11 protein-coding genes are annotated in these 14,040 nt (G+C 40.8%); 2 read left to right on the top strand and 9 right to left on the bottom strand.

Going from position 1 to position 14,040, the window contains the following annotated elements:
• Nucleotides 1-4 precede the first annotated feature (4 nt).
• The 5 genes from AB8618_RS18180 to AB8618_RS18160 form a co-directional block, all read right to left on the bottom strand.
• Nucleotides 5-2,122, bottom strand: coding sequence for an ATP-binding protein (locus AB8618_RS18180; RefSeq protein WP_409425616.1), 2,118 nt, complete (start codon nucleotides 2,120-2,122; stop codon nucleotides 5-7).
• 196 nt (nucleotides 2,123-2,318) lie between these two features.
• Nucleotides 2,319-2,624, bottom strand: coding sequence for a YkgJ family cysteine cluster protein (locus AB8618_RS18175; protein WP_409425615.1), 306 nt, complete (start codon nucleotides 2,622-2,624; stop codon nucleotides 2,319-2,321).
• Between the two features lie 155 nt (nucleotides 2,625-2,779).
• Complete coding sequence (locus tag AB8618_RS18170) at nucleotides 2,780-3,187, bottom strand: substrate-binding domain-containing protein (RefSeq protein WP_409425614.1); 408 nt, start codon at nucleotides 3,185-3,187, stop codon at nucleotides 2,780-2,782.
• Between the two features lie 11 nt (nucleotides 3,188-3,198).
• Entirely contained in the window at nucleotides 3,199-4,272 is a 1,074-nt protein-coding gene (locus AB8618_RS18165; RefSeq protein ID WP_409425613.1) for a porin, read from the bottom strand.
• A gap of 107 nt (nucleotides 4,273-4,379) precedes the next feature.
• Nucleotides 4,380-6,320 (bottom strand): ATP-dependent DNA helicase RecQ, encoded by a 1,941-nt coding sequence (locus tag AB8618_RS18160; protein WP_413403496.1) that lies wholly within the window; start codon nucleotides 6,318-6,320, stop codon nucleotides 4,380-4,382.
• A 238-nt stretch (nucleotides 6,321-6,558) separates the two neighbouring features.
• Here AB8618_RS18160 and AB8618_RS18155 point away from each other — a divergent pair, with 238 nt between their 5' ends.
• Complete coding sequence (locus tag AB8618_RS18155) at nucleotides 6,559-7,863, top strand: NAD(P)/FAD-dependent oxidoreductase (RefSeq protein ID WP_413403494.1); 1,305 nt, start codon at nucleotides 6,559-6,561, stop codon at nucleotides 7,861-7,863.
• Nucleotides 7,864-8,026: 163 nt separating this feature from the next.
• On the top strand, nucleotides 8,027-9,526 hold the full coding sequence (locus AB8618_RS18150) for a phospholipase effector Tle1 domain-containing protein (protein WP_413403492.1): 1,500 nt from the start codon (nucleotides 8,027-8,029) through the stop codon (nucleotides 9,524-9,526).
• A 68-nt stretch (nucleotides 9,527-9,594) separates the two neighbouring features.
• On the opposite strand, the gene nagP is transcribed toward AB8618_RS18150, so the two are convergent.
• The 4 genes from nagP to nagK are packed head-to-tail and all read right to left on the bottom strand — an operon-like array spanning nucleotide 9,595 to nucleotide 13,960.
• Nucleotides 9,595-10,890, bottom strand: a complete 1,296-nt coding sequence (nagP, locus tag AB8618_RS18145; RefSeq protein ID WP_409425609.1) for an N-acetylglucosamine MFS transporter NagP — start codon at nucleotides 10,888-10,890, stop codon at nucleotides 9,595-9,597.
• Nucleotides 10,891-10,922: 32 nt separating this feature from the next.
• Nucleotides 10,923-12,050 (bottom strand): N-acetylglucosamine-6-phosphate deacetylase, encoded by a 1,128-nt coding sequence (gene nagA, locus AB8618_RS18140; RefSeq protein ID WP_409425608.1) that lies wholly within the window; start codon nucleotides 12,048-12,050, stop codon nucleotides 10,923-10,925.
• Entirely contained in the window at nucleotides 12,051-13,049 is a 999-nt protein-coding gene (gene nagB-II / locus AB8618_RS18135) for a glucosamine-6-phosphate deaminase NagB-II (RefSeq protein WP_409425607.1), read from the bottom strand. It abuts the gene before it with no gap.
• A complete protein-coding gene (gene nagK / locus AB8618_RS18130) occupies nucleotides 13,049-13,960 on the bottom strand; it encodes an N-acetylglucosamine kinase (protein ID WP_409425606.1) in 912 nt (303 codons plus the stop codon). The genes nagB-II and nagK overlap by 1 nt, the downstream gene beginning before the upstream one ends.
• Between the last annotated feature and the right edge of the window lie 80 nt (nucleotides 13,961-14,040).

The following is a 14,040-nucleotide window of genomic DNA, read 5'->3' as shown; positions in this document are numbered from 1 at the left end:
CTAATTATTGAGTTGATAGCGTTAAGGGAAATTGAATGAAAAAATAAACACCTGGTGTTTGTTTTTTCTTTACAAATATTTGCCCTTTCAAGCGGTGTACAACAAGGTTATACACAATATTCATGCCTAAACCGCTACCGCCACCCGCTCTATTTGTGGTGTAAAAGGGATCAAACACTCTTTTTCGAGCTTCTTCAGTCAAGCCGCATCCATCATCTTGATAATGAATTTGAACATATTCTGAGTATTCTATATGAACCGTGATTAGCCCTTTTCGATTGCCATTACCATAGCCGTGGACAATAGAATTCATGACTAAGTTTGTAAAAATTTGCGCTAAAGCCCCCGGATCAGAGTAGACCTCTGGTTCAAGCTCGGTTGCTGTAACCTTAATATCAATCTCTGTCGTTTTTACTGTGTGATACAGGCTTCTGAGCACTTCATTAAAATATTGGCTAATATATAAGCTACGGAGCTCTTCTGTGGTTTGATCAACCGCAACACGTTTAAAGCTGCTGATTAAACCAGCGGCGCGTTGCATATTTTTCAGTAAAATGTCACAACTTAAATCAACTTCAGTAATAAACTCGCTAAACTGCGTTTTACTCAAGGAGCCAGAAGCAACTTTGTTTTTAGTTTCAATTAGTATTTCTCTCAAATGCGACGTCGCAGTTACACAAACACCTAATGGCGTATTCACTTCATGTGCGACGCCACTAACTAAACTGCCAAGTGATGACATTTTTTCTGCTTCAACAAGCTCTTGTTGAGTGCGGCGAAGCTTTATGGTTTGTTCAAGTAAAGCTTGTTCTGCCTCATAGCGTTTACTCGACATTAAATTAATAGAATCACTTAGACGGTCATGAGGGCCGCGCTTAGATACAGTTTGAGAAAAGTCGCCACTGGCTATAGCTGAGCAAACCTGATCAATATCTTTACTGGCTTTAATTAAACGCTCAAAACTTCTAAACATAGTGCCAAGCTCATCTTTTTGAGCCATATATTTTTGAGCATGAATGGATAAATCTCCATTAGCTAGCTGTTCAACAGATTTAATCGCAATATTAATTCGCTTAGTTGTTCTGTTAATAAAATACCAAAAGAGTAAAAAAATCAGTAATACACTTGCAAAAGCGGCTGCCAATAATGGTTTAAATTGCGCTTGAATAGGCCCAATAATATCGGCTTCAGAGCGACGCACTATCACTGTCCAATTACCAGTGGCAACCTTGGCCTTATCAAAATAGAAAACCCCAGAATCAAAAGGATCGTTAGCAGATAGCACCTCTCTTTCTTGTCCCTGTGATTTTAGCTGCTTGGCTATACTTGCATAATTAGTATCTAAAATTGCTTTCGTTTTTAATCCTGAGTAATTCAATGTCGTTGCAATAACGTTGTCGCGTTGACTGAGTAGCAAAACATCAATTTTTAATTGCTGCTTTATGGTTTGTAAAAATTCAGTGATGTCAGCAAGTGCTCTATCTACGCTTGCCATACCAACAAATTCATCGTTAATGATAATGGGCGAGCTTTGTTCAACCAGCATTCTTCCCTCGTAAACATAAGGCTCAGTGATCATCGTCTCGGTATTGCCATCACGTAAAAACTGTTGACGTACTCCCTCATAATAAAGACTAGATTCCATGTCCACCAAGGGCTCAAGTAGCAAGCGTTCAGAGTCACTAAAATCACGATGCCAATAAGGTAAAAAACGACCGGTTTGGTCTACATAAACGCCCTCTTTTAATGGCGAAGCATTCACATAGGCTTGATCTTGATCATCGGCATTAGGCTCATAACCAAAAGAAGCCCCTACGAATGAAGGGTTCATTTTAAGCACTGCTCGAACAAAGTTAATACTTGCCTCTCTATCACCAAACAATCCATTTTGTTGTGCTAAGGCCATAATTTCGGTAGTACGTACTGCTAACTGCGTTTCTTCATTTACTTTTGCAGCAATAGTATCGGCGGTCTGGCTCAAGTTAAGCTTTGCTTGCATAACGGCCTGATTAAGGCTGGTTGAATACCAGTAACTCAAGATACCAGTAATAATGAGCATTACGGGAAATGCCAAATAAAGCAGCATTTTTCCTTGCAATGAATGTATCAGTGTTAGTCGCATAATGAGGCTTTAAAAGAAAAAACCACTACCTTAAAATTTTTAGGATGAGTTTAAAAATTAGACTATAAAAGTAGGGTAGGCAAATGAATTGTGTAGAAATTTATTTATATGTCAGGCTTTAGCAAATACTAAAATTAACAGCAATTTTGCATTAGAGCTAACTGCTAACTTGTTAACGGAGTAATAGCGCAGTAATTTATTCTACTCCTGCAATCTCGCGTTCGGTAATACATTCATCTGACGCCATTTCGAATTCTCGACACGTTAATGGGCGATTTTCGTAAATAGTACACATTAGTGTATTACGATCGAGTGCTTGGCACCAACCATCGTCGCCGCGCTTCATTACTTCACTGCCCCACTTGTCGTAATCAATATACTGAAAAGGGACACCAGTATCGCTAACAATACGCACTTCTAATTGGCAACAACACGCTTGGCAATTAGCACAAGTGACGGCGGTTGTATCGATATTTTCAACAGCAATGATTGAGTTTGACATACAGACTTATGAGAAATGATATACAACCTATAGGATACACGAGCAGAGCAATGGTGACAGTAAAATAACTGTCAGATTTTATAAACATCGTCATATGTAATTAACCAATTACAAAAAAAGCGTGCTGATTAACCAGCACGCTTTTTAGTTGCAGATTAAAAGGTAAAAACCACTTTAACGTTATCCGATACAGCCGATGAAGAGACAAAGCCAATGGTGTTAGGGTTAGCCGCGATCATTTTGATCACTTCACTGTCACTTTCTAACTCTTTAGGCGGTGTGCCCTTTCCTGTAAAAATCAGTTTTGACCAGTACGCTTTTAACTGAGAAGACGTTTTATTGAGTAATTTACTATTAAATTGCTCGGTTGCAGCACTGCTTGATTCTTGAGATATTGGAATGATCTTATTACCATTGCTAAATGACTTTTCTTTTCCTGTATAAATTCGGCTAATAACAGACTCATCAAAACTACTTTCATTTGAGGGATGCACAATAATAGCAAAATCTGCATAGGCGAAGTTAGTAAACAAGAACAATACACATAATATTAATTTTTTCATCTTACTTCTCCTTAAAATACAACATCAACACCAAGCGTGATTGCTTTACTATCACCAGCCACAGCTAAATCAAACGAATCATCTTTAACCCTATCGTATTGCACTTTAAATGCCGCTGACGGATGAAAATCCCACCTCACACCAACAGCAAATGTATTATGCTGCTCTGTATCGCCCTCACCTTCTTGTTCAAAGTCTGAAAACATGACATAGGGGGTAATTGAGTCAAAACGATAACCCGCACTGATCATATAAGTATCGAGATTACCATCTAGGTCTAAGCGGTTAAGTTCACTTAAAACAAAAAAATCACCAAAATCAAGATTTGCAGCTAAGCCATAAAATTTACCATCTCTGCTGTCTTTACCGTCCCACAAAACGGGTTCACCCGCGCGAAAACGCTTGTTGGTATATTGCATGTGGGTCACTCTAAGTTCAAGCCAGTCACGATTAAGTAACATTACGCCGCCTAGCATATCTTCCCAAATTTCTCTTGTCGGCTCTTGAAAGAAGAAGTCTGATAACAGTTTGTTATCGTCATCATCTTCTTTACCGGTATAAACATTTGCAGATACTCCCCAGTCACCTACAGAGCCTGAGTAAAGTAAATTAACCCCCTCGTAGTTAAATACTTGCCATGTATAGTTGTCAGCAGGGGCCCGCATCCACACATATGCATAACCTACATCGAAGAAGTCTGAATAATAAAATAGTGGTAAACGCTTCTTACCGGCTTGAATAGTCCAATTATCGTTAATATCGTAAGAAATATAAGCCCATTCAAAATTTGCCTCAAAGTCGTTAACTCCTCTGGCAACTAGCTGACCAGTTACAGAAAGGCCTTCACCTAAGTCGCCTGATACCTGTAATCCAATCAAAGACTCTGGCGAAAAGGATAAATCTTCAGTGTAGGCACTTACATTTGGATAGTCCGCTAGAAAGGTTGGTTCAACGCCATACTGCGGTACACCGGTGCCGCTTAGCACTTTACCCGCATTAATACTCGCAAAACCTGAAATATTAATTTCAGCATAACTACTTGCTGATACAAATACCCCCAATAGTATAATTTTTTGCAGTTTCATTGATCACCTCATTATTATAATGGCCGTCATAGCCAGCTTGAGTATAGTAAAGCGAGGAAAAGAAACAAAAAATTAACACATTTTATTTTTTATACTGATTTTTAATATTAATTAGGCGCCGCTCTTGATAGTAATATTGCTTTAATTTCGCTGTAACGCTGTTGCTCGCAAAGTGCAAACCCACTTAATTGCCGTACTTTATTGCGTGCAAATAGCGGCACACTCATTCCCGCTAAAAACCGACATTGGGTTTCGATGCCCACATCATGCACGCCTTTCGTTGCCATATGTGCCAAAAACTCATTCACCTTTTGATATATAAGCGCTGTATCAATTTTTGCAGGGGTGATTGAGTATTCAAGCTTGACCGCATGTCCACGGCACACACTACAATGCCCACATTGCTGTGGCGCATTCGCATCATCAAAGTAACGGGCTAAGTTATAGCTTAAGCAAGATTGCAGCTCAAAAAAGCGCACCAAAGCAGCAATCCGTTTTATTTCAGCTTGCTCTTTATCGGTAAAATAATCATGTAACTGCTGGGCAAGTGCAGGGTTATTAATCACCTCGCTATGCACTTTGTACACTTGAGTAATACGTTTGGTTTCAAGGGTGATAAGGTTTTTTTCTGCTAGGTAATCAAGTGCGGCTACCACACGTTTACGGTCAACTTGTGCGGCTTGCGTTAGGGAGTCAAAGTTAAGTGTGCCCCATATTTTTTTAAAGTCGGTATGGCTAAATATTTGCGTTAAAAAAGCTTGGCGCTGCTGATCAAACTGATTAAGCAACTCATTTTTATCAACTAAAAATTTATACTTAAAATCGGCGTAATACGCATATTGCGGGGTTATTGCGCCTTGCATTTCCAGTTGTACCAACAAGGTTTTAAGGGCAAGCTGACGAATATTACTTTCGCTCGATAAGCTATACTCTTGCATTTCCCATTGCTGCTGGGCTTGGCGAATATCGTTAATAACATATTCAATACCGCTTAGCTCTGGGGTATCGCCGTACACAAAATTTTCTACTGTATTTAAGCCATCTAAATTAGCCAGCGTATAACAATTTGAAGGGTTGCCATCACGCCCTGCACGGCCAATTTCTTGGCTGTAGTTTTCAATTGATTTAGGTAAATCGTAGTGAATCACAAAACGAATGTCTGATTTATCAACCCCCATGCCAAAGGCAATAGTGGCGACCACTACATTTATTTTTCCCGCCATAAAATCATCTTGAATTTGCCCGCGTAGGGTATCTTCAAGCCCAGCATGATACGCCATCGCTTGCAGGCCCTGTGCGCTTAACATATTGGCCACTTGCTCAGCACTTTGCTGCAGCGTGACATACACAATACCGGGGCCGGTTTGCGCACGGACAATGTTAGTAAGCTCAGTATTTTTATCCGCGGTTTTAACACTCAATACGCTTAAATCTAAATTAGCGCGATAAAACCCTGTTTGCACAATGCATTGTGTCTCAATAGCAAAACGCTCTGCCATATCGCGTTTAACTTTTTTAGTTGCAGTGGCGGTTAATAGCAGCACTAACGGGATATTTAGCTCTTCACGGTAACGAGGTAGTTTTAAGTAATCGGGTCGAAAGTTATGACCCCATTCAGAAATACAATGCGCTTCGTCTACCACCAACATAGAAAGCGCCACTTGGCTAATAAACTCTCTAAAGCGTTCGTTTTTAAAGCGCTCAACTGACACCATTAACACTTTAATTTTACCACTGCGCACGTCGTTCATTACCGTACTGCTTTGCATTTGATCTTGGCTTGAATCAAGGCTAGCGGCATAAATGCCTTTACTGTTTAAAAAACTTATTTGGTCTTTCATCAGCGCTAATAATGGCGACACCACTAAAGTTAAATGCGGTAAATGCAACGCAGTAAGTTGATAACACAAGGATTTACCCGACCCTGTAGGAAATATAGCCAGTGACGATTGACCATTTAGCAGTTGCTCTATGGTTTGTTGTTGCCCTGCTCTAAACTGACTAAAACCAAAATGTTGCTCAAGAGACTGAACTAGCGAGGTACTCATAAAAGCGTCCTTTTTATGTCGGTGCCCATAAATGCTATAAATGCGCAGTAGATTAAATATTTGTATATAAGATATAAGTATACAGTAAATCACGTGATTTATTGCTGACATGCGCGTTATTTAGGCGCACAATATTACCTAAGTGATGTATTGCCAAAATAATTTTTTTGATACCCAAGTCATTTTAAAAATCAACGTACAGAAATTGCTTCGGTATATTATTTTTAAGGGCATAGTCATGGACAAAACCATACCAAAAATCGTCATCATCGGCGGTGGCGCTGGTGGGCTGGAGCTAGCAACTCAATTAGGGCACAAATTAGGAAAGAAACAACACGCAAATATATTACTCATTGATAAAAACCGCACTCATATATGGAAACCGTTATTGCATGAAGTAGCAACCGGCTCTATTGATGCCGATTTAGATGGCGTTGTATACTCAGCGCATGCCGCCAAGCACCACTATAACTTCCAACTTGGTACCTTTTGTAACCTCGATAACAATAATAAAACCATTACCTTAAGCCCTCTTTATGACGAGCTAGGGCATCAGATTTTACCTAAACGAACCGTTCACTACGATCATTTAGTTATTGCCATTGGCAGTGTCAGTAATGACTTCAATACCCCTGGTATTAAAGAGCATTGCTTTTACCTCGATTCAAACCAACAAGCCGAGCGTTTTCAACACGCCTTACTAGATAACTTTACTCGCCTTCATCAAGACGACGACCCATTGCACTCATTAGACATTGCTATTGTTGGCGGTGGGGCAACTGGCGTTGAGCTTTCAGCTGAGCTGTATCATGTTTCTGATTTACTCAAAATATACGGTTTAACTAATATGTCGGCCAAACGTTTGCACATACATTTGATTGAAGCGGGCCCCAGAATTTTACCGGTGCTGTCTGAGCGAATTGCCAGCTCAGCCAAACGAGAGCTATTAAGATTAGGGGTTACCGTACGGGAAAATACCCAAGTTAAACAAGCAACCGAGCATGGCTTTATCACAAACGGTGACGAGCAAATAAATGCGGACATTATGGTATGGGCAGCAGGAGTAAAAGCACCCGATTTCATTAAAGAGCTAGACATATTTGAGCTGACACGTAACAACCAAATAAAAGTGAATGATTACTTACAAAGTAACTTAGACCCAAAAATCTATGTACTTGGTGATTGCTGCGCGTTTACTCAAGACGATGGGTCTCAAGTCCCCCCACGCGCACAATCGGCTCATCAAATGGCACAATGCGTTGAAAAAAACCTGATTGCTACACTGCGTGAGCAGCCCCTTAAGAAGTTTGAATATAACGACCATGGCTCACTGGTAAATTTATCGCGCTACAGCACGGTGGGCAGCTTAATGGGCAACCTAACCAGTAGTAGTTTTTTTATTGAAGGTAAAATTGCCCGCTTTATGTATATTTCATTATACAGAATGCATCAGCGCGCGATTCATGGCAGTGCCAAAACCTTCGCTTTGTGGATCAGCGAAAAAGTACTGCGTGTTGTTCGCCCAAAAATGAAATTGCACTAAATAACCTGAACTCCAGATAATAAATCCATCTCAAGCAAATTTCAGGTTAAATAGTTACATCAGTCGCGGTAATAAATACAATTAAACAAATATTTATTACCGCCGTCTTTAATTTTTCATAATTCACATATAGATTTACATAAACCATTCACGGAATTTAGTAATGACCTTTAAAACGCTTATTTTTAATTTTGATGGTACCGGCAGTGACCCCCGCGACGCAGACCAGTTTAGTACAGAGCATTTTAAAGAAGACGCCAGTATTTCTAATATTTTAAAGCTACATTTATTGCTCGGCGGTAAACTTGATGATTCACCCACTACCCCATTTTCACAGCAATTAAGTTTTTATTACCAAGGTATAGGCACCAAAGGCAGTCGTTTAAAACGAATTTTAAATAAAACACTTGCCCCACGCTCTGAAGACGTAGCTAGTATTTTGACTCAAGCGTTCACAGATTTTAAGCAAAATTATCAAAGTGGCGATACTGTTCTACTTACCGGTTTTAGCAGAGGCGCTGCATTAGCACGGCGTTTTGCTAAATGCTTAGAGCCACTAATAAATGAGCAAGTATATTTGTGTGTGTTTGACACCGTGGCCTCAATAGGCCTATCAAAGATAAGTAAAGCTGCCCGTGGCGCAGAGCATGTGGTTTTTGAAAATCATACTATTGCCAATAATGTAGCTGGAGCACTACATTGTGTTGCGCTCGATGAAAAACGACGGGCCTTTGAGCCCACATTAATGAATCAACAAGCTAACATTACCGAGCTGTGGTTTGCAGGAGCCCACTCCGATGTAGGGGGCGGCTACTATCGCGATGGACTTGCCGATATTTGCTTGCGTTATGCGCTTGAATGGCTCATTGCTCAACCGCTATCGGTCTCGTTATTAACCAGCCATGACATAGACTATGAAAACCTTTTACCAGAGAGTAACTTGGTTGCCCAAGATGATGTGACAGTTATTCCCGATCCACTGGCGCTAAGTCATCAACAAAATTACTTTTGGTTAAACCCATTTTTTAAACTCGTTGATAGGCAGTGCTGTGTATTAGTCAACGATGAAATCAGCCACAACGCTCCATTAATACATCACAGTGTTGCCCAGCGAATTAATAAACTAACCAGCTACCGACCTGAATCGTTAAAAAATATACATTATAAAATGATTTACAGCGATGACAGTACACTAAACTTTATGGGGCTTAGTAGTCATATAATGCTCGCCAATCAAAATATGAGCTTACTGAGTGTTAATCAAAGCCAAGATGTGATGGTGTACGCCAGTGAAGCCTACAACGCTACCGGCTTAATGCTTGCCCAGGGTGCAACCTATCGCTTTACTCCTTACCCTAACCAATTTTGGTATGACGATGGTGTAAAGTGCCCTCCCTCTGGCTGGCATCGCGATAATGTGCAACTCGGCGTTAAAGAAATCCCTATGGCATTACTTGAGCCATTTAGGCGTTTAGCTGCGGCGCAGTGGTTTAGTTTAATAGGTACAATTGGCCAAAGCGATGAGCACGCATTTGAAATTGCCGAAGGCGTTGAAGTTACAATTAAAAAATCGGGAGAATTTTGCCCATTTGCTAATGATTTAAATCGTTTTTATGGGGCGAATGCTGGCAGAATAAAGCTCAAGGTAACACGCTTAAGCTGATAAAGTGCCCTAATAATCAGTGCACTTTATACTGCAAAGTGCACTGAGCTAGGGATAGCTGGTGGATGTTATTGCTTTTTCATTTTATGCCCTTTCACGGCATAAAATAATATAAATAAGTAACAAGGTAACAATACAGAATAGCCAGTTTGTAACGAGGTAAAACCACTTAGTAAACCCCACAGCACTGGACCAAATGCACCACCTGCAATACCCATTACTAACAGTGCTGAGCCTGTGCTGGTTAGTTTACCTAACCCTGATAACGCTAGTGGGAAAACCGCTGGCCAAACAATGGCGTTTGCTAAGCCTAAAAAGGCAATTAGTAGTAAAGCGTCTGGTAAATTAGCGCCTCCTAAAGGCACCAGTATGGCATTGGCAATAACAAACGACTGCGCATCAATAAACAAAATACACAGGGTGATCACAATACCCAATACTGCCGATGCTGTTAAGGCCGCTTGCTGAGTGATGAATTTAGGGATAAGCATAATACCTAAAATATAACCAAACACCATAAACATCATAGTGTATGAGGTCATTACCCCATAGTTTTCAATACCCAGCGATAGTGCAAAAGTACCTATGGTATCGCCAGCAATAACCTCTACCGCAACATATAAAAAGATAGCAATAGCACCTAACACTAAGTTTGGATGAGAGAGTGTTTCACGAATTTCACTTTTATCGTTTATTGATTCAACTTCATCATTGATAAGCTCTGGCAGCGGTGATTTTTTAACTGCAAAAGCTAATACACCAATGAATAGAGCCATGCCTAAGTAAGGTAAAATAAGGCCATTTGCCATATCATCAACTTGCCGTTGGCTTAGCTCTGTGCCTACCGTACCGGTAAAGTTACTTAAAATTAAGGCGGTAAATACCATCGGTGAGATAACTCCCGCGCCTTTATTTAAAATCCCCATAATACTAATACGTACAGCCGCCGATTCTTCTGGCCCTAAACGAACTACATATGGGTTAACCGCGGTTTGTAATAAGGTTTGTCCTGCGCCCATCACCAACTGCGCTAATAAAAATAAGGGGAAAAACTGCGACATAGCAGCAGGAATAAACATTAAGCCTGCTACCATCATACAGCCCATACCCAATGCCATACCGTTTTTATAGCCGACTTTTTTGATCAATACTGCCGAGGGCAGCGCAGTAAATGTAACAGCGATATAAAAGGAAAATAAAATTAACGACCCTTGAAATGGGGTTAACTGTAAAATTTGACTTAAGTAAGGCATTAACGAGCCATTAAGCCAAGTAGCAAAGCCCAGTATAAAAAATAATACCGCAACAATGGCCATTGGGACCACGCTACTATTTTTGGACGTATCCATAACATTGGTTGTCATGTTATTTTCCTTTATTTATATTTATTATGTTGTTAACAAACCTGAGCGCCGCCAATCCACGTGCTAATGACTTGTTGTTGTGTGTTTAATTGTACAAAATCTGCTGGACTACCCAATATTAATCGTCCGTGTGTGGCAGGCAACTTTAAATACTGAGCAGGATATAAACTCGCCATTTTAAGCGCTTGCGCTAATGGCTGTTTTAAATGAGTTACAGTGTTTCTAACTGCGGTTGCCATATCAAGCGCAGAGCCGGCCAACTCACCAGTTGTAGACGTGAGCTTACCATTCTCTAAGCTGACAGTTCGGTCAAAAAAAGCAAACTGAGTATCATCTGTTCCCACAGGTGGCATCGCATCAGTAACTAAAAATACGCGCCCCAGTGGTTTTGCTTTTAATGCCAGTTGGCATGCTGCGTAATCAACATGATGGCCATCAACAATTAAGCCACAATAAGTATCATCATTTAATAATGCACAGCCAACCACTCCCGGCTCACGACCTTGTAATGGTGACATAGCATTATACAAATGCGTAAATCCGGTTGCCCCAGCATCAACACCTTGTTGAGCCTGTTCAAAGCTTGCATTGGTGTGGCCTAAGCAAACCTGAATTCCTAAATCGCGCATTTTAGTAATATCGCTTGGCAAAACATTTTCAGGCGCTAAGGTTACAACGACTTTACCTAAATCTTGGCGAGATAACACCTGCCATTCTTGTTCAGAAATAGGACGAATAAAATCAGCGCTGTGAGCCCCCTTTTTTGCCACTGACAAATGCGGGCCTTCAAAGTGAATACCAATAATACCAGGCGTTTGCTGGGCTATCGCCTGCGCAATTACATCGGCTGCTTGGCGCATTACTTCTACAGTGTCAGTAATTAACGTTGGCAGCATGGCGGTTGTACCGTATTTAGCATGCGCTAGCAGTATTTTTTTAACCCCTGCGACACTGCTAGTACGGTTAAATAATTCACCGCCGCCGCCATTCACTTGTAGGTCAATAAAGCCGGGGGCAACTAGCCCAATTAAGTGCTCATCTGCCTGCTGCACGTTATCATCTATAGCTGTAATAATACCCGCATCAACGCTTAGCACTTTGTCATTAACAAAGTGCTCGCCATCAAAAAACTGGGCTACATAAATTCGTTTAACTGACATTTATAATGTCCTTGTTACTTTTTTAAGCCCCTTTGGCTCATCAGGATTAAAACCACGGCTTAATGCCACTTTTGCCACATCAAGGTAAAAACGCTGTAACACTAAAAATGGCGCTAATCGCGGGTGTACTTTAATACCTTGTTGATTAAGGCTAATCACTTGTGCACCGCGTTTTTTTACTTCAGCAATTTGCTGCTGATGTGACTCTTTGGTTTCATCATCAACCGAACAATCTAAAATCACCAGTCCTTGCTCAACTAAGGTCACCGGACCATGTAAAAACTCCGCACTACTAAATGACTCAGCATGAATAGCACACACCTCTTTAAGCTTAAGTGCCATTTCTTTTGAGATAGAAAACCCTAAACCACGTGCCAATACCACCATATTCTTAATATTTGCAAACTCAGTAGGTTGTAACTGAATTGGCGAATCTATAATGGCATTAAGCGCGCTAGGTAACTCGTTAAGCGATTGTAATAATGACTCATTTTGCGTCCAATTAGCAACAATATGTACTAATGCCGACAGCGTTGCCAAATAGCTTTTTGTTGCCGCCACCGAAATTTCATCGCCGGCTTTAAGGGGAACAAAATCATCGACTATGTCTTGCAGGGGGGACGCTTCATCGTTAACCAGCGCAATACAATAAGCGCCCGCCTCTTTCGCCATTTTTGCCTGAGCCAAAATATCTGGGCTGCGTCCTGATTGAGAAATGACAATCACAACAGCGCCTTCCAGCTTTAGTGTTTTACCATATACACTCGCCACTGATGGCGCTGCTGAACTGACCGGTACACCCGCTTCAATTTCAATTAAATACTTACCAAAAACGCCAGCATGATCTGAAGAACCACGACCAATCATCATAACCACCTTAGGGGCCATATCGCGAAGCTTATGACCAATTTTTTCCACTAAAGGTTGGTTGGCAATAATTTGCTTTTCAATAACATTTGGCGTTTGCGCCGCTTCTTTTTCCATTAGTGTGTTAAACATCATAACTCCTGACTGCTGTAATTAACGTGCTGTTGTTTAGCGTAAAGTACAGACCCCATTTCTGGTGACGATAATGGGGCTGATAAAATAGCTTGTATCTCTGAGTCTAACCATGTTGTCATCACGGTTGATAAGCCACCAATAAACGAAAGCCTTGGTGGGTTTTTATCTAATAATTGTCGTGCAATGTCGCTTAAATAAGCGCCACCTTCTTTTAAAATAGCAATTGCTGTGGCATCGTTCGCTTGTGCGGATTGAAAAACACAACCTGCAAGTTGCGCAAAAAAAGCGGCAGGTTTATTGGCAATTACTTCAACAAGTTGCATTGCATCACTGACTTCTAAATACTTCATTAACAAATTAGTAAGCGTACCACTTGGGATTAATTTATCTAGGCTAAGCAGCACATACTGACAAGCAGTAAAACCAATCCATGCACCACTGCCTTTATCACCGTGTGGGAAACCATGACCACCAATCATAAACGATTGGCCATTAACGTATGAGAATCCACACGAGCCCGTACCAGCAATCATCACTGTGCCATCGCCGCCCTGATGAGCGCCCATACAAGCAATGAGTAAATCAGTAGTTAAGTGCATAGTTTTAAATGGGTGTTGCCACTGCATCATTTGGTTATGCAAACTTGGTAAGTTAACCCCTGCTAAACCAACCCCTGCAATAAGCTCAGATAAAGGCGTATCTTTGAGCCCTGCATCTTGTAATGCTAAACGCGCTGATTGCTCAATAGAATGAGTTGCTTGGTTGAAACCATGTAACGGGTTACCAGGGCCTGCCACGCCAGTGCCGACTATGTCATTACAGCTATTGACGATAATTGCTTTACATTTAGTGCCGCCGCCATCGATCCCCACAAAGAGTTGATTGTTTTTAATATTGTTGGTGATCATTTTTGCCTCTTAAGTTGTTCGACCGTTTTGCAAAACACTAAAATAAAACCGGACTGTCATACTGTATGAATCTCATACTA

This window comes from Pseudoalteromonas sp. RW-H-Ap-1 (genome assembly GCF_048318575.1).
Lineage (GTDB): Bacteria > Pseudomonadota > Gammaproteobacteria > Enterobacterales > Alteromonadaceae > Pseudoalteromonas.
Note: the sequence above shows the minus strand (reverse complement) of the source record. Positions and strands in the feature narration are given on the sequence as shown.